The organism is Neobacillus sp. FSL H8-0543 (assembly GCF_038592905.1).
Classification (GTDB): Bacteria; Bacillota; Bacilli; order Bacillales; family Cytobacillaceae; genus Neobacillus.
The window spans coordinates 220,001-237,368 of the sequence record NZ_CP151943.1 but is presented as its reverse complement, the minus strand read 5'-3'; the positions used below and the strand labels follow the sequence as shown (position 1 = coordinate 237,368).

At 40.2% G+C, this 17,368-nt stretch carries 20 protein-coding genes and 1 rRNA gene (1 of these 21 only partly in view); 18 read left to right on the top strand and 3 right to left on the bottom strand.

Annotation, left to right across the window (positions count from 1 at the left end):
• Positions 1-19: 19 nt before the first annotated feature.
• From NSS81_RS01235 to NSS81_RS01225, 3 genes are all read right to left on the bottom strand, one after another.
• Positions 20-742 carry a hypothetical protein gene (locus NSS81_RS01235; RefSeq protein WP_342431760.1) on the bottom strand — a complete coding sequence of 241 codons (723 nt, stop codon included), beginning with the start codon at positions 740-742 and terminating at the stop codon, positions 20-22.
• 336 nt (positions 743-1,078) lie between these two features.
• A complete protein-coding gene (locus NSS81_RS01230; protein ID WP_342431759.1) occupies positions 1,079-1,495 on the bottom strand; it encodes a thioesterase family protein in 417 nt (138 codons plus the stop codon).
• A gap of 21 nt (positions 1,496-1,516) precedes the next feature.
• Positions 1,517-1,975, bottom strand: coding sequence for an SRPBCC family protein (locus NSS81_RS01225; protein ID WP_342431758.1), 459 nt, complete (start codon positions 1,973-1,975; stop codon positions 1,517-1,519).
• Between the two features lie 282 nt (positions 1,976-2,257).
• Between NSS81_RS01225 and eutL the strand changes: the two genes are divergently transcribed.
• From eutL to NSS81_RS01135, 18 genes are all read left to right on the top strand, one after another.
• The gene (gene eutL, locus NSS81_RS01220) at positions 2,258-2,914 is read left to right on the top strand and encodes an ethanolamine utilization microcompartment protein EutL (RefSeq protein ID WP_342431757.1); all 657 of its coding nucleotides are present in this window, start codon (positions 2,258-2,260) and stop codon (positions 2,912-2,914) included.
• Between the two features lie 17 nt (positions 2,915-2,931).
• Positions 2,932-4,383, top strand: a complete 1,452-nt coding sequence (locus NSS81_RS01215; RefSeq protein ID WP_342431756.1) for an acetaldehyde dehydrogenase (acetylating) — start codon at positions 2,932-2,934, stop codon at positions 4,381-4,383.
• 13 nt (positions 4,384-4,396) lie between these two features.
• Positions 4,397-4,684 carry a BMC domain-containing protein gene (locus NSS81_RS01210; RefSeq protein WP_342431755.1) on the top strand — a complete coding sequence of 96 codons (288 nt, stop codon included), beginning with the start codon at positions 4,397-4,399 and terminating at the stop codon, positions 4,682-4,684.
• Between the two features lie 42 nt (positions 4,685-4,726).
• Positions 4,727-5,473 (top strand): phosphate propanoyltransferase, encoded by a 747-nt coding sequence (gene pduL, locus NSS81_RS01205; RefSeq protein ID WP_342431754.1) that lies wholly within the window; start codon positions 4,727-4,729, stop codon positions 5,471-5,473.
• Positions 5,466-6,242 (top strand): hypothetical protein, encoded by a 777-nt coding sequence (locus NSS81_RS01200; RefSeq protein WP_342431753.1) that lies wholly within the window; start codon positions 5,466-5,468, stop codon positions 6,240-6,242. The genes pduL and NSS81_RS01200 overlap by 8 nt, the downstream gene beginning before the upstream one ends.
• The gene (locus tag NSS81_RS01195; RefSeq protein WP_342431752.1) at positions 6,239-6,511 is read left to right on the top strand and encodes a EutN/CcmL family microcompartment protein; all 273 of its coding nucleotides are present in this window, start codon (positions 6,239-6,241) and stop codon (positions 6,509-6,511) included. Before NSS81_RS01200 ends, NSS81_RS01195 begins: the two co-directional genes overlap by 4 nt.
• 16 nt (positions 6,512-6,527) lie before the next feature.
• A complete protein-coding gene (locus tag NSS81_RS01190) occupies positions 6,528-6,869 on the top strand; it encodes a BMC domain-containing protein (protein ID WP_342431751.1) in 342 nt (113 codons plus the stop codon).
• Complete coding sequence (locus NSS81_RS01185; RefSeq protein WP_342431750.1) at positions 6,866-7,324, top strand: EutP/PduV family microcompartment system protein; 459 nt, start codon at positions 6,866-6,868, stop codon at positions 7,322-7,324. Before NSS81_RS01190 ends, NSS81_RS01185 begins: the two co-directional genes overlap by 4 nt.
• Positions 7,325-7,423: 99 nt before the next feature.
• On the top strand, positions 7,424-8,860 hold the full coding sequence (locus NSS81_RS01180) for a sensor histidine kinase (RefSeq protein ID WP_342431749.1): 1,437 nt from the start codon (positions 7,424-7,426) through the stop codon (positions 8,858-8,860).
• The gene (locus NSS81_RS01175) at positions 8,847-9,428 is read left to right on the top strand and encodes a response regulator (RefSeq protein WP_342431748.1); all 582 of its coding nucleotides are present in this window, start codon (positions 8,847-8,849) and stop codon (positions 9,426-9,428) included. The genes NSS81_RS01180 and NSS81_RS01175 overlap by 14 nt, the downstream gene beginning before the upstream one ends.
• A gap of 95 nt (positions 9,429-9,523) precedes the next feature.
• A complete protein-coding gene (locus NSS81_RS01170; RefSeq protein ID WP_342431747.1) occupies positions 9,524-10,948 on the top strand; it encodes an ethanolamine ammonia-lyase reactivating factor EutA in 1,425 nt (474 codons plus the stop codon).
• Between the two features lie 67 nt (positions 10,949-11,015).
• On the top strand, positions 11,016-12,377 hold the full coding sequence (locus NSS81_RS01165; protein WP_342433894.1) for an ethanolamine ammonia-lyase subunit EutB: 1,362 nt from the start codon (positions 11,016-11,018) through the stop codon (positions 12,375-12,377).
• A 55-nt stretch (positions 12,378-12,432) separates the two neighbouring features.
• Positions 12,433-13,263: an ethanolamine ammonia-lyase subunit EutC gene (eutC, locus tag NSS81_RS01160; RefSeq protein ID WP_342433893.1), complete on the top strand. Its 831-nt coding sequence runs from the start codon at positions 12,433-12,435 to the stop codon at positions 13,261-13,263.
• A 40-nt stretch (positions 13,264-13,303) separates the two neighbouring features.
• A complete protein-coding gene (locus NSS81_RS01155) occupies positions 13,304-13,441 on the top strand; it encodes a hypothetical protein (protein ID WP_342431746.1) in 138 nt (45 codons plus the stop codon).
• Between the two features lie 20 nt (positions 13,442-13,461).
• Complete coding sequence (locus NSS81_RS01150) at positions 13,462-14,997, top strand: amino acid permease (RefSeq protein WP_342431745.1); 1,536 nt, start codon at positions 13,462-13,464, stop codon at positions 14,995-14,997.
• 155 nt (positions 14,998-15,152) lie between these two features.
• Positions 15,153-15,797 carry an SDR family oxidoreductase gene (locus tag NSS81_RS01145; RefSeq protein WP_342431744.1) on the top strand — a complete coding sequence of 215 codons (645 nt, stop codon included), beginning with the start codon at positions 15,153-15,155 and terminating at the stop codon, positions 15,795-15,797.
• A gap of 187 nt (positions 15,798-15,984) precedes the next feature.
• Positions 15,985-16,593 (top strand): DedA family protein, encoded by a 609-nt coding sequence (locus NSS81_RS01140; RefSeq protein WP_342431743.1) that lies wholly within the window; start codon positions 15,985-15,987, stop codon positions 16,591-16,593.
• A 305-nt stretch (positions 16,594-16,898) separates the two neighbouring features.
• A 16S ribosomal RNA gene (locus NSS81_RS01135) occupies positions 16,899-17,368 on the top strand; it runs 1,078 nt beyond the window's last position.

Here is a 17,368-nt window from a genome sequence, read left to right as displayed (position 1 = left end):
GAGTGCTCGTTGTTTCTTTTTATAAGCTATCCTCAAAATCAAACTCACTTAATTGGTCCATATGACTGGCAATCATGGCGATGATCGTACTAGCTTCCTCTTTGCTAAAAATAAAATGGGATTCGTCTTTAAGTAAATCATCATCGGTGGTCCATATGCGATTGATTCTTTTAAGAACGCCATCACCTGTTTCTTGTACTACTCCAAATTGATAAGTCACTTCTACCTCATCTTCATGCTTAAAAGCAGTAACCTCAGGTGTTGACCACTCCACATCAATCTCCTCAAAGAAATCACTTCCTACTTGTTGAAATTCATCATCCTCATCATCAGAATAGACTACTTCAACCTCTGTTCCATCCTCATAAAAAGCATCAGAAGTGAGATATAGACCATCCTCCGTGTAATGATCGTCGTCGTTCATGTAGTCATGGAGACTCTCATGCACCTCATCGATAATATCTTCTATGTCTGAAAGGATGATTTTTGCCGTATGTCCACTGTCAACATCAAAGGTATCGATATAAAATTCTTCATTTTGTGGATCGAAGAACAATGTGCAAAAATAGTCACGATCAAGTTCTTCTGTGTTAACATCTTCCGTTTCAACGAAAAATTCAATCCTCGGATGTTTGGCAGCTCTTTCAATGGACATTTGACCAACCTGGTCATACTCTTCACAAATCGACTCCAGATGATCTTGCAGTTCGCCGCATACTCTGTCAAACCATTCTAATGACATTTTCCATCCCATCCTTTCAAGGTTACCCGAGGTTATTATTTCCAACATTGATTTTTTTATGTTTAAGCTGGCGATTTGGAAAAATGATATAAAGGTTAAAAGTTCCAAATGAAAAGAATGATAATAGGCTGGAGGAAGACGAATGCTGGCACTAATAAAAGAATTAAACGAAATCTGTACTGAATTTCCTTTTTAAGAGAAAAGTAGTCATTGTTGATTCGTATACCGTAGGAGAGCAAATCTTAAACTAAAATATGATTTCAAGCCTAATAAGTTAATGATGAACAAACAAAAAAAATTCCTCATCTCATGGATGAGAAATTTTTATTATTCGATTTACCTGGGCTCTAATTCGAATTGTTCAATACGTTCACGTACAAAGTCTGGAACTGGCGATGTTAACATGGTTTCAGGATCAACACTCACGTAAATAATCTCGGCTAACAAAATTGGTTCAGCATCATCTTCTCTAGTGATCATGAAATTCATCGTCATACTCTTATTGCCCACCTTATCCATTCTGCACCAAATGGTTAACCAATCATTTAGATAGGCGGATCTCTTATACTCTAACGTTGATTTTGCCAGGACAAAATCAAAGGTAGTGCCGAAGTCATGCTCCAAAAGCGATTGGAAATATTCACTTACAGCAACATCGATATATGTTAAGTAGTGGGCATTAAAAACAATCTTTTGTCCATCAATCTCCGAATACCTAACCTTTAGCCGATGTGAAAAACGATAATCTACCATTGTACTCTCCTCTCAAATGAATCAAACTAACGCATTTTCAGATTCTGCAATCTCTTTCACACGGTTAACAAACTTAACTACTACCTTGTCACTTCCAAATAGAAGAAATAGCTTGAGGAACGCTTTTAAGGGACGATTGGTTGTTGTGTAACTAAATAGAGTTTTCTGCTCGTTTATTTTCTTGACTTCATAGAATGCCGTGATTTCAAACATGTTGGCAAGGGTAAAACCTACTTTCATTTTCTTATAATCGGGAGTATCCACATACTCTAGTGTTTTTACATCATACTCCTCAATTCGCTTGCCTTCTTTATATTGCTGACGATAGATAGTGCCAACGCCTTCTTCCGTTACTTTAACGGGTGTGTTACTAACGACTTGAGGCATAATCTTTTGCATTTTTTCCAAACTGCCGTCAAACAGCTCCCAAACGTTTTCGATAGGTGAATCTATTTCAATTTCTTTCGACCATTGTTTCATCAAGGATCACCTCCAAAGCTAATTTAATATTCAAAAAAATAAGTTAGTATAAATTATTCTATTTCTTTAGTAAAAACTCCTTTAAAAACAAATTATATGATAAAAACCATTTGAGTGTCTCAACAAATGAATCAATGCTACTCCAATAGAATATAGTCATAAAAAAATTTAAAGTTAATAGGATGTTAGTAAGTGAATAGAAGATGGCAAAGGTGCCTTGTATGCAGTCTAAGTTTAGTACTGTATTCATGGCACTTTTTTGTTTTTAAGGGAGGTGAGTATGTGGAGATAAAACGAATTCCTGCCTTTGCACTGTCGAGTAGAATCATACCTAATGTTGATGATGGCTTAAGAGAGCAGCTACAAGTACCGCCATTTATTAAAAGCTTAGCCCTTATCACAAGTACAAGTGATGATGTCGGATATACAGCATTAGATGAAGCTACAAAGATGGCAGCAGTAGAGGTGATCTATGCGAAATCCTTTTATGCGGGGGCTGCACATTCTTCTGGTCCATTATCGGGTGAATTTTTAGGAATATTAGGCGGGGCAACTCCGTCAGAGGTAAAGAGCGGATTAGAAGTTGCGGTTCAGATGATCAATGAGGGACCGACGTTTTATGCGGTGGATGAGGAAGCGCATCATGCCTATTATGCCCACACTATTTCAAGGACTGGGACATATTTATCAAAGGTAGCCGGAATCAAACCCGGTGAGCCGTTAGCTTATTTGATTGCTCCCCCGTTAGAAGCAATCCTCGGTTTAGATGCTGCCCTGAAAGCGGCGGATGTTCGTCTTTGTGTATTTTATGGTCCGCCAACAGAAACAAACTTTGGAGGTGGACTTCTAACTGGCAGTCAATCCTCTTGTGCTGCAGCAGCCGAAGCATTTGCCAATATGGTAAAGAAAATTGCCCTTTCTCCCCATAGTTCATTTTAGAAGGGAAGACATTAACAATGAACCTAGACAATGACTTAATATCGATTCAAGAAGTTCGTGATAAAGTGCATCTTGCTGCAGTTGCACAAAAAAGTTTAGAACAACTTTCCCAGGCTGAAATTGATTCTATCGTAAGGAATATGAGTGAAGAAGCGGCAAAAGCAGCCGAAATGTTAGCTAGACTAGCAGTGGAGGAAACGGGATTTGGTAATGTACAGGATAAGGTAACGAAAAACTTATTTGCTGCCCAACGAGTACATGATGCGATAAAGGATATGAAAACTGTTGGAATCATTCAGGTAGACGAGGGAAAGAAGGTTTGGGAAATTGCTGAGCCAGTGGGTGTGATAGCTGGTATTATCCCTTCTACCAATCCAACCTCGACAATTATTTTTAAAGCTTTAATTGCAATCAAAGCTAGAAATGCCATTGTTTTTAGCCCACATCCTGCCGCACTTAATTGCTCCCTTCAGGCAGTAAAAATCATGAATGACGCTGCTATTGCAGCCGGGGCTCCTGAAGGGGCAGTACAGGGCATAGAACATTCTTCCTTGGATGCATCAAGAGAGTTAATGTCACATATAAAAACAAATTTAATCTTAGCAACGGGTGGGCCGGGGATGGTCAAGGCTGCATACAGCTCTGGCAAGCCAGCCTACGGTGTAGGGCCAGGAAATGTGCCTGTTTATGTTCACAAAAGTGCTAATATCACCAGATCAGCCCGGCAAATAATTGAAAGTAAAGCATTTGATTATGGAACAATCTGTGCTTCGGAACAAGCCGTTGTTGTTGATGAAGAAATCAAAGATAGATTTTTAACAGAGTTGCAGAAAAAAGGAGCTTATTTTCTAAATCCCGCTGAAAAAGAAAAGGTTGCTGGGATTCTATTAAAAAATAATAGCTTGAACACTCAAATTGTCGGAAGGTCTCCACTAGAGATTGCAGAGTTGGCAGGGATTGGTATACCTGAAGGTACTAAAATTCTTGTTGGAGAAGAAGAGGATATTGGAAAAAATGCACCTTTTTCACTGGAAAAACTATCAACCGTTTTAGCCTTTTACACAGTGAAGGATTGGCAAGAAGGCTGTGAAATATCTATGAAACTGTTAGAGGTTGGCGGCCTTGGCCATACCATTGGTATCCATGCAAATGAAGACGAGGTCATTCTTGCCTTCGCATTAAAGAAACCAGCATCTCGAGTTATCGTCAATTCTGGTACGACCTTTGGTGGAATTGGCGCGACAACTGGCATCTTTCCTTCGATGACATTAGGCTGTGGCACTTATGGCAACAACATTACCACAGACAACATTGGACCACAGCATTTATTGAATATCAAACGAGTAGCATTTGGAATTCGTGAAATGGATAACAATTCACAACAGATAGAATTAGAGAGTTCCGAGGGAGAAATAAGTGTAGAAGAAATCACAAAAATCGTGATGCAAGTTATTAGTCAATTAACTTAGGAGGTTATCGATTATGGCGAGAGAAACGTCGGCATTAGGAATGATTGAAACGAAAGGGTTGGTAGGTGCGGTTGAGGCTGCGGACGCAATGGTTAAAGCGGCAGATGTTCGATTAGTCGGAAAAGTTCAAGTAGGCGGCGGGCTCGTTACGGTTATGGTACGCGGTGATGTTGGAGCGGTAAAGGCAGCAACGGACGCAGGAGCGGCAGCGGCATCGAATGTTGGTGAACTTATTTCCGTGCATGTCATTCCACGGCCACATTCAGATATTGAGTTAATGCTGCCGAAATTGGAAGGGTAAAGCTAAGTGGCGGTCATTACTGAAAAATGCCTGCGCAGCCTATTGTCCAAACAAAAACTGCCGAAAGAGTTCCCGTTACAGGAAGGCGATAAGCTAACACCTTCGGCAAAAGATTTTTTATTAGATAGAAAAATTCCTATCGTAGCAGATAAGGCTGTAGTGAGTAATTCCGTTCAGTTAACCATTCCAGTAGGGGTATCCAATCGCCATGCTCATTTAAGTGAATACCATTTTCATCTATTGTTTGGTGATCGAGCATCGTTAACAGTACTACGGTCGCTATCACAGCCTGGGCAATTTGCGGCATACGAGACGGTAACGATCGTTGGTCAAAAAGGAGTGCTTCAGAACGTTAGAATTTTAGGGCCGTTGCGAAATCATACACAAATCGAGATATCAAAAACAGATGGTTTTACTTTGGGCGTTCATCCGCCAATAAGACCCTCTGGATTGATTGAGGGAACACCTGGAATAACAATTGTTGGTCCAGTTGGATCGGTCACGATTGATACCGGATTGATTATTGCTAAAAACCATGTTCATCTATCGAAGGCGGATGCAAAGATTTTTGATGTTATAAATGGTGACTCTTTAATTGTCAAATCAAACAAACGGCCGGTTATTTTTCATGATGTGACTGTTAGAGTACAGGAAGAGTATCAACTTGAATTTCATATTGACATGGATGAGGCTAATGCATCAGGGGTAAATACTGGTGACACAGTGCGGGTGATTGGGAAGAATCGCAGTTTATTTTCGACCATTCTAGGGGATGAGCAAGATGGATAACCAACAGCTCCAAAATCTTGTGGAAAGAATCACACAGGAATTGCTAATGCAAAATATTACTAGAAAAAGGGTATTATATATTTTTTGTGAAAGTTCTGCAAATGAGGCATTTACTGACCAATTTATCTATTTAAAAACCAATCAGATTGATTTTGATCTCTTGTTTTTAGATGGGGAAACCTCGGCATGGCTGGGATTACATCAAATTCAGTCGACGGGTGCCAAGCAAATTATTGCAGCCGATGATTATGCAAAAGCTCCTATCGAACTACCAATGGATTATGATGCGATTGTTATTCCGGAAATTGATTTAGATAATGCAGCACGGGCCTGTTCTGGCTTAAAGGGGTCGGTCAAGGCAGAGATCATTTATGCTGCACTTGTTTTACAGAAACCTATTATTATTGGTGAGGATACACCAGGTATTAAACGGTCCGATCGAAGGACGCTAAAAGCTTTAGGATTACCGCCGCCTTTACGAAAGCAATTTGATAGTTATAAAGGGAAGCTAAAAGAGATGGGGATACATTTTTCCAATCAAGCTCTTCTCCATGAAAAAGTTAAAAGTATATTATTTTCAAGTGAATTGGTAAGTCAAGTGACATTAAGTTTTCAAGACAAGGTGTTAACATCGGATTGGCTCGTCAAGAATCAATTAGATTCAAAAACACTTATTATTCATGCGGAAACCATTATCACACCACTGGCGAAGGATTTCATTAATGAAAAAAGGATCAAACTCCATCATCACAAGGGGGCTGGGCAATGATTCTTGGCAAAGTAATCGGGAGTATCTGGTGCACACAAAAAGAGGATGGAATGAAACAGTTGAAACTATTAATCATTGAACCAATTACTTGGGAGGGCGGGTCTATCGGGCAACCAATTATCGCCGCAGACCGGATTGGGGCTGGCCAGGGTGAACGGGTAATTATCTCACGAGGAAGTCCTGCTCGAACGATGTTTAACAAAGATGCTCCGATTGATGCAGTGGTCGTTGGAATTGTTGATTCTTTGGAAGTCGGCGAGGAACATTAAGAAGGTGATGAAAACATTGATGGAGAAAAAACAGCGGGTTATTCAAGAATATGTACCAGGGAAACAGCTGACATTGGCTCATATTATTGCTAATCCTGATGAAGTATTGTATTCAAAGCTTGGACTCAGTCAGGCAGGGGCGATTGGAATCTTAACATTAACACCAACAGAAACTTCGATTATTGCGGCTGACATTGCTTCGAAAGCAGCTGATGTGGATATCGGTTACTTGGATCGTTTTACGGGATCATTGGTCATTTGCGGGACGGTTTCTAATGTAGATATGGCGATTCAAGCGATCAACCAATTTTTAAGTAAAAATCTGAAATTTGAACTGGCAGAGATTACGCGCTCATGAAAAAAGGTAAAGTTATGCTGATTGGTCCGATTGGTTCTGGAAAGTCGACTTTAACGAAACGGTTACTTGAGGATCTTACTCCCGCAACGAAGACACAAGCCCTCCATTATGTGGATTGGATTATTGATACGCCAGGTGAATACAGTGAAAATCCAATGTTCTACCGTTCCTTAATGGCCACATCGTTGGAGGCAAAGGTATTGCTTGTTATCCAAGATGCAACGAAACATTATCAGATGCTTCCGCCAAATTTTTCACAAGGATTTCCGCTTATCCCAGTAGGAGTGATTACAAAAATTGATCATCCTGATGCGAATCTTGAACGGGCAAACCAATTATTAAAACAGGTAGTCACTAAAAGTGATATTTTTCAAGTTTCTTCTATTACATTAGAAGGTGTCGCTGAGCTAAAAGCAGCCATCCAGAGGTACCTTGGAGACTCCCTGCTGAATTAACAAACCATCTTATAGTATCAAAGCCCTACCCTGATGAATATTGGTGGAAGGTTGCGAATAATATAGTACCTAACTTGACCACAGGGGAGAGGGACAAATTTGATAGCAGAGATGGTGAAGGAACTAACGTCGTTGTCAGAAGATGACATTAGGATTATTCTGGAAGTCTCAAGCCAGTTACAACTATGGGCAAATGTTTCACAAGCAGATGTATTTATTGATTGTCTCATGCCGTTAAAGGAGACCGCACTCGTTATTGCTGAAGCTCATCCGCAAAATGGGAAGTCTTTGTACAAGTGGCCTGTAAAAGGCGAAATTGCCCTAAAGGAAAATGAACCTGGTGTGTTTTATTGCCTGCAAACTGGGGAATCAGTTATCGGATCAAGAGGGATATCACAAGAAAATGTTAGCATTCAACAAAATGTTATAGCGATCAAAAATAGTCAAATGCAAACCATTGCTGCACTTATTATGGAGACTGATATAACTGACATGGTCGAACAAGAAAAGCAGGTCGAGATGCTGATGGAGACTACCGAGCAACTGGGAGAAACCTTATTTCAACAGGCGATGACAGAAAACAAAATACCAGCGCTCATCCATGAAGGATTACTTATTTTTAACGACCAAGGTTTAATTACATTTGCGAATGACCGCGCTCATGCGATTTTACGTGAATTTGGCCATCGCCCGCTGTTGTTAGGCACGAACGTAAAAAAGCTATGCTTTGGTAAGTTTGCTATGGAACAGTTGGAACAACATGGCGGGGTACTTTCAGATGAATTTCAACGTGGCAATCTTTATGTTCAAATCAAAGCAGTTTGTATTCACCGAGGTTACAAGATAGTAGGAGGAATTCTTCTATTGCGAGATCTAACGGAAATGAAGGAAAAAGATCGGGAAATCATGATTAAGTCTGCGGTGATAAAAGAAATCCATCATCGGGTAAAAAATAACCTTCAAACCATTGCTAGTCTGTTGAGACTTCAAATGAGGAGATCGAACTCCCTGGAGGTAGAAAAAGTTTTTCGCGAAAGCATTAATCGAATCATGAGTATATCGATAATTCATGAGGTTCTATCGCAGGACGGATTAGAAGAGGTCGATTGCAAGGAAATTTTTGAATATATGTCAAAAGGAATTGTCCTTTCGATGAAGGATCAGGAGCAATCGATTCGTGTCGAAGTTGAAGGCGACACTCTCTACCTAAACTCGAGGAATGCAAGCTCATTGGCTCTAATCATAAATGAACTTGTTCAAAATGCTATGAATCATGCCTTTCAAGAAGTTTCAATTGGAAAAATTCAAATTCAGTTAAAGCATCACATCGATTTTGTGCAAATAAGTGTGAGCGATAATGGGGTTGGTTTTAACTTTGATCCCCATATAGGCGGCAATTTAGGTCTGGAAATTTGCCATACATTGGTTCATGAAGACTTAAATGGGACCATTCAATTTGTGAATACGGGAAAAGGAACAAAAGTAACGATATCATTTCCAGTTCTGGATGGGAAGAAGGAACATGATGAAACATAGAATCATGATTGTCGATGATGACCCGATAACCCGGATGGATTTGCGTGAAATGCTGATAGATGAAGGATATGAGATTTTGAAGGAATGTAAAAATGGTGAGGAAGCGGTCGAACAAAGCCTGAAGCTTCTGCCAGATTTAATCATCATGGATGTTAAAATGCCTATTCTTAATGGAATAAAAGCGGCAAAGATTATTCGGAAAAAACTAGATACAGCCATTCTTTTATTAACCGCTTACAGTCAGCGCGAGTTGATCGAAGAGGCAAAGAACTCGGGCGTTACCGCTTACCTTGTGAAGCCAGTGACAGAAGTGGACTTAATTCCGGCCATCGAAATCGCAATGAGTCAAAAACAGCAATTTGAATGCCTTTCAAGGGATATACAATTTCTTAAGAAAAAGATGGAAAATCGTCGTTTGATTGAAATGGCAAAAGGAAAAGTCATGGAATTTATGATGATGTCCGAGGAAGAAGCCTATCAATGGATGAGGGATTATAGTATGAAAAATCGAGTTTCACTCGGTACTGTGGCAGATTTAATCCTGAAACAGCAGGATGTTTATAACTAGGGCTAAAATTGTTTATTTTTAGTTGATTTTTCAATCACTAAATAGTTGTCGCTATTTTTAGATGATTTCTTATTTAGTAGGGGAGTGACCTACTTTTGTACAATGATGTAATTAAAAGTATTGGGATTGATATTGGCACTAGTACATCCAAGTTTATGATTAGTGAACTGATACTCGGGAGAGTTTCAAGTCATTTTGCACTGCCCCATTTCGATATTATTGATCGCAAGGTTACCTATGTGAGTGAAATCATTTCAACTCCGCTAGTAAATGAAGAAGAAATAGATTTGCCCCTTTTAGTACGTTGGCTTGAGAAGGAATACCGCGATGCAGGTCTATTACTTTCTGACATTAAATCAGGCGCAGTGATTATAACAGGAGAGACAGCGATTAAAAAGAATGCCGATGCACTGATTCACTATCTAGCTGAGAGAGCAGGTGATTTTGTTGTCGCCATTGCCGGGGCAAGTTTGGAAGGTGTTTTAGCAGGAAGAGGATCTGGCGCATTTGAACATTCGAAAAAGTCTAAGGGGACGATTGCTAATATTGATATTGGCGGCGGAACCGCAAATGTCGTATTTTTCCAACAAGGAAAGGTACTCGAAACCATTACCTTTCACTTCGGCGGCAGATTGTTGGAAATCAACGAAAATGGTGTAGTCCAATCCATTTCACCTTCCTTAAAACCTTGGCTTGCTTATAAAAATTTCCATATTGAAAAAGGTAACCAACTTACGCTTAAAGAGTTGGGCGAAATCGCAGCGGAGCTCTGTACCGACATGCTAAATGTACTATCTGGAAAAAAATCGATTTCTTCACTTGATACATTGGTACACAGCACATCTTGTGATACCCTTCCACCGATTAAGGAAGTGATGATTTCGGGCGGAATAGGAAGACTCCTTGATGAACCTTCCCCAACCACATTGAAGGAGGCAACGAAATATCAAGATTTCGGTCCAATCTTAGCGGCTGAGCTTTCAAATACATTAAATAGATACCCTTTTAAAGTGATAAAAGCTGCCCGGACATCAAGAGCAACCGTTATCGGGGTAGGGATGCAATCCACAAAAATCAGTGGGTCAACCATTACCATTCAGCCTCATTTATTGCCATTACGAAATGTTCCTATCGTAAAGATCCAACTTGCAGAAATGAATTTTGATCAACAAATAGAAAATGCCATTATTAAAGGAAAAGAATTATTTCAGCCGAACGAACGGTTGCCATTTGCTCTCGGTTTAGGTGCGATTCCTTATTTATCATACAAACAGATTAAGGAATTAGCGCTTGGCATTGGGAATCAATATACAAAGTATTTTCCGCACTCACTGGTTTTGGCGGTGGTATGTGAAAATGACATGGGCAAGGCCTTAGGGCAATCTTTGCGGTTGCAGCATAAACTTGAAGTGATTTGCATCGATCAGGTAATCATCGAACATGGTGACTACATCGATATCGGAGAACCCCTTAATGATACGATGGTACCCGTTATCGTAAAAACCTTGGCCTTTTCATAGATGGCAATACAATAAAAATAGCCAAATCTTACAAAAATAATCTATTTATTTCAGGAGGTGACAAATGATGAAGACAAAAATAACCTTGATCAATAAAACCTACCAATTTAGTAGTTTAAAAGATATTCTTGCAAAAGCAAATGAGGAAAAAAGTGGTGATCAACTGGCTGGTATTGCTGCCAATGATGCACAGGAGCGTTTAGCCGCCCGTCATCTTTTATCCGAGTTAACGATTAATGATATTAGAAACAACCCAGTCCTAGCACCTGAAGAGGACGAGGTTTCACGACTGATAGAAACTTCCATCAATGAGAAAATCTATCAATCGATGTCAAACTGGACCATTAGAGAGCTACGCGAAATGATACTTTCTGAACAAACTACAAACAATGAAATCAGCAGGCTGCGCCGAGGGTTAACGAGTGAGATGGTCGCAGCGGTCACGAAAATAATGAGCAACATGGATTTGATCCAAGCCGCATCCAAGATTGAAGTTATCACCCAATGCAATTATCCGATTGGTTTTAAAGGTACCCTCGCAGGCAGGGCGCAGCCGAATCATCCCACCGACAACATCCAGGGAATAAAGGCATCGATGTTTGAAGCATTCAGCTACGGGATTGGTGATGCAGTCATTGGTGTCAATCCAGTCATAGATACGGCAGATAGTGTAAAGCAAATTTTACAAATGACAAGAGAAGAAATTGATCGATTCCAAATTCCAACGCAAAACTGCGTATTAGCCCATGTAACTACACAAATGAGGGCAATCAGGAATGGAGCTCCATCTGATTTGCTATTTCAAAGTCTAGCGGGGACCGAGGAAGGAAACAAGGCCTTTGGAATAAGTGTTGACCTATTAAATGAAGCGAATGAATTAATTCAAACTGAAGGAACTTCTGCCGGTCCAAACCTTTGGTATTTTGAAACTGGGCAGGGCTCCGAGCTTTCTTCAGACGCCCATCATGGTATTGATCAGGTAACCCTCGAATCTAGATGTTATGGACTAGCGAAAAAGTATAACCCGTTTATTGTTAATACTGTTGTTGGCTTTATTGGACCAGAGTATCTCTACAATAGCAAACAAGTCATTCGTGCCGGGCTTGAGGATCATTTTATGGGGAAACTTCAAGGCCTGCCAATGGGAGTGGATGTTTGTTATACAAATCATATGAACGCCGACCAAAATGATATGGAAAATCTCGCAATTTTACTTGGTTCTGCAGGAGTGAATTTTCTTATTGGTGTACCAATGGCCGACGATTGCATGCTGAATTATCAATCGACAAGCTTTCATGATATTGCATCGGTTAGAAGCGTGCTTGGGTTGCGCCCTGCCCCTTACTTTGAAAAATGGCTGGAGAGAATGGGCATCATGGAGGGCGGTGTATTAACAGAACGGGCAGGTGACCCAACTATTTTTATATAAGGAGGGAGAAACCATATTGAAGGAAGGGCAAATAGAGTTTATTGTTCAAAAAGTTATGGAGCAGCTTCAGGAAAAATACTCAACGGAACGAAAATTAGAACCAGAACCAGAGACTGCAGCCGAAGTTGTCGAGAATGAATTAAATTTTTCGGAGGAAGATTGGGTGACGGCGATTCCGAACCCAGCTTATCAACAGGGTATCGCTGATTTAGTTGCCTCAACTCCAGCACGGATTGGTGTTTGGCGAACAGGTACAAGACCGTTGACGAAAACGATGTTAAAGCTGCAGTTCGATCATGCAGCGGCAATCGATGCTGTCGGCGGTGAGGTACTCGAAAAATATCTCTCGGAATTCGATTTGTTTACGGTCGAAACATGCTATGAAAATAAAGAGGTTTATCTAAAAAGACCTGATAAGGGTCGTGTTTTAAATGCTGCAGCCATTGAAACCATTAAGGACCGCTGCCAGAAGAAGCCACAAGTCCAAATTGTCGTCTCAGACGGACTGAGTGCCAGTGCTGTTGAAACAAATTTAAAAGATGTCTACCCGACGCTAATAGATTCATTGAAAATTAACAACGTATCCTGTGGCACTCCTTTTTTTGTCAAAGGTGGCAGGGTTGCTTGTATGGATCATATTGGTGATATCCTTCAGCCGGAAGTGCTTGTATTGTTGATTGGTGAACGGCCTGGTCTCGTCTCAGCTAGTTCGATGAGTGCCTATATGTGTTACCGGCCGCGAAAAGGGATGATAGAATCTGAGCGCACGGTTATTTCCAATATCCAACCACTTGGGACCCCGCCCATTGAGGCAGGTGCACATATCGGAACAGTCTTACGGAAAATGCTTGAACAAAAGGTTAGCGGTGTGAAGCTAGAGTTATAATATAGTTTTCAACACGAAGAAAGGAAAAGGGGGGCGGAAAATGGGGGTTATCATTGGATTTGCTTTAGTGCTGTTAACGCTTGGAGTAGGAACAGCGATTGGCTTAAATGCAAATAAAAATGTTAGAGCCTTTAAAGAGGAGGACCATGAAATTTTCGTTGGCAGAGAAAACGAATAAGCAGGAAAGGGGAGAAAAGGATGAAAAATAGAGACCAACAATTGTTGGACGATAAAAAGCAGCTAAACCGGTATGGCTATGCCCAAGAGCTATTACGTGATATGGGCGGGTTTTCAAACTTTGCTATTTCTTTTTCAATTATCTCAATCTTAACTGGTGCCGTTTCGCTCTATGGACATGGATTGCTCTATGGCGGTCCGGGGATGATGGGATTTGGCTGGACCATTGTTGCCTTTTTTGTACTTCTAGTCGCGGCATCTCTCTCTGAGTTAGCATCGGCCATTCCAACAGCAGGAGCTTTGTATCACTGGGCTGCGACCTTGAAAGGAACACGAATTGGCTGGTATACAGCTTGGATTAACTTAATTGGACAAATTGGTATTGTCGCCGGAATTGATTATTCTGTCGCATTATTCGCAGATCCTCTTCTAGCAACGCTCTTCGGCTATGCTACTACTGATACTACTACCTTAATTGTCTTTGGCTTTATTCTTCTATTACACGGAATCCTAAACCATGTTGGAATCAAAATCGTAGCGAAATTAAATGATTTCTCTGCCTGGTATCATATGATTGTTGTTGGTATTTTAGTGGTAAGCCTAGCTTTTTTTACAAAAGATGGTCTACAGCCAATCGACTATTTGTTTCAAGTAGGGCAAACCTTTTCTGATAAACCGTATTTCCTTGCTTTCTTAATTGGATTATTGCAAGCACAATGGACATTTACAGGCTATGATGCCTCAGCACATACCATTGAAGAAACCGTTCATCCGCGGGTTCGGGCTCCATGGGGAATTTACAACTCTGTTGCCTTTTCGTTTGTATTTGGTTTTATCATGCTTGCTTTTGTAACACTTTCTATACAGGATGCTAATGGTGCAGTTAATTCTGACAATGCCTTCATCTATGTCATCAGTCAAGCTTTAGGGGGAACGTTTGGGAATATCGTGCTATGGCTCGTAACATTTGCAATGTTCTTCTGCGGGCTTTCATCGATTACATCGTTCTCAAGAATGTTATATGCATTTTCAAGGGATAATGGTATGCCGCTTAGCCGTCACTGGGCTGAAATTAGCCGTAAATTCCGTACACCTGCAAAAGCTATTTGGCTTGCTGTTATTCTTTCGTTTATATTAGCGCTTATTGATTACATTACTAAACTAATTAATCCAGATGTTGGTTACTCAACAATTGCATTTTTAACAGCGGTTAGTGTTGTGGGTTTATATGTTGCTTATGGAATTCCGATTTTTCTAAAACTAAGAGCTGAATCAAGAGGAATATTCAAACCCAAGCATTACGGACCTTGGAGTTTAGGAAAATGGAGCAAGCCAATTAATATCGTTAGCTTAATCTGGATTACCTTTATTTGTATAATGATGGTAATCCCGCCAAATCAAATGGCCGCCTATGCCCTAATTGGTATGTTTATTATACTGGTGATCATGGACTTAGGTTATTACAAGAAACACTTCAAAGGACCACAAGCAGCCCTAGAAAAATCGCTAGATGAAATTAGAAAATTAGAAGACGAGTTTGAACACAAGAAAAAGTAGTTCAAACCAAAATTTAACCGCCTTATTTAAAGGCGGTTTTTTCTTAGCTATTTACTTGTCGCCTATTATGATTGACAAAAAAGACCTGTTTGATTTGTTGGATTGAGAATGGAATAATGAAAGAATTAAGTTAAATAAGTTAGGAGATTTTAAAAATGAACGTTTTAGTTGTAGGAGCAAATGGGAAAATTGGAAAACAGCTTGTTCATCTACTGCGAGGAAGCAGTGAGCATACAGTAAAGGCAATGGTCAGAAAAGAAGAACAAGCTGAGGCTTTTGCAAAATTAGGCGTAGAGGTTTCAGTGACTAGTTTGGAAGATCGTGTAGAGGATATTGCACAGGCTGCAAGGGGGTGTCATGCGATTGTTTTTACTGCTGGTTCAGGTAGACATACTGGATTTGATAAAACACTTTTGATTGATCTAGATGGAGCAGTTAAAACGGTAGAAGCGGCCGAAATGGTAGGAATCAAACGATTTATTATGGTCAGTGCTATTCAGGCCCATAAACGAGAAAGTTGGAATGAGAAGATGGTACCGTATTATGTTGCAAAGTACTATGCGGACAAAATTCTAGAACAGAGCGAATTAACATATACTATTATTCGCCCTGGAAGGTTAGTGGACGAACCAGGGATCGGGAAAATTACTACTGCAGAGAACATTAAGGGTGGATCGATTCCGCGGGAGGACTTGGCTAAAACCATCCTGCATTCATTAACTGAAGAAAATACGTTTTACCGTTCTTTTGACCTAATAACGGGGGATATTCCTTTGGCGGACGCCTTAAAATTGATATAAGAGTCTTAATAAGGATAAAAGTAAGTAAAATATGGACAAACCAATTAGAATTGATAGAAATAATTGGCAAAATTACTTTTATGCTCGAAATGAAACTTTCTTAATAAATAAACGTTATATATACAGGCTTAAGGTTTTCATTTTTCAGAACAGTGCTAGAGAAGTTCTAATTATTATGGAGGACAAGATGGAGATATGGATTAGGGATTTAATTGAACAGTTTGGATACAGGGGAGTGTTTTTCCTTATTGCTTTAGAAAATATTTTTCCGCCAATACCATCAGAAGTGATTTTAACTTTTGGTGGGTATATGACAACTCATACCAGGTTAACGGTATCAGGAGTGATCGCTGCATCAACTCTTGGTTCTGTTTTTGGTGCTGTTTTCTTGTATCTCCTTGGTACTCTTTTAAATGTTAATAAGTTAGAAGGAATCATTGAGCGATACGGACATATTCTTCGCTTAAAGAAGGAAGACTTATATCGTGCGGATGCATGGTTTGATACCTATGGGGTGTGGACGGTCTTTTTCTGTCGATTTATTCCTTTGATTCGGAGTTTGATTTCTATACCTGCGGGAATGGCAAAAATGAACTTCTGGCTGTTCTTACTTTTTTCTACCCTAGGAACAATCATTTGGAATACGGTGTTGATTAATCTTGGGGCAAGGGTCGGGGAGAAATGGGAAGAAATTATTAAGAGAATGGATCAATTCTCGGTTTTTATTTATATCATTCTCATTTTTCTTTTGTTATGGTTCATTGTAAAGTATCTTAAGAAGAGGAGGAGGATATAGTCGTAACAGCTAGATTGCGAAAGAACTAAATCAAATTTGGAATAAATTTCTATTGAATTGTTAATGGGAAGGGTGATATTATAGAAAAGTTCCCTTAACGAGGGATATTAACAAATCATTTCATTCTAGTAAACAATGAAAATAGTTGTTGACTTTGAACTAGGAAACATGGTAAGATATTTTTTGTCGCTGTTACGACCTAGCGAATTTGTTCTTTGAAAACTAAACAAACAAGAACGTCAACAAACAAAATTTTTAACTTCTATATGAAGTTAAGCCAACGTAACAAAATGAGCTAATCAACTTTCTTGGAGAGTTTGATCCTGGCTCAGGACGAACGCTGGCGGCGTGCCTAATACATGCAAGTCGAGCGAATCTTTAGGAGCTTGCTCCTAAAGGTTAGCGGCGGACGGGTGAGTAACACGTGGGCAACCTGCCTATAAGACTGGGATAACTTCGGGAAACCGGAGCTAATACTGGATAATCCTTTTCCTCTCATGAGGGAAAGCTGAAAGACGGTTTCGGCTGTCACTTATAGATGGGCCCGCGGCGCATTAGCTAGTTGGTGAGGTAATGGCTCACCAAGGCAACGATGCGTAGCCGACCTGAGAGGGTGATCGGCCACACTGGGACTGAGACACGGCCCAGACTCCTACGGGAGGCAGCAGTAGGGAATCTTCCGCAATGGACGAAAGTCTGACGGAGCAACGCCGCGTGAACGATGAAGGCCTTCGGGTCGTAAAGTTCTGTTGTTAGGGAAGAACAAGTATCGGAG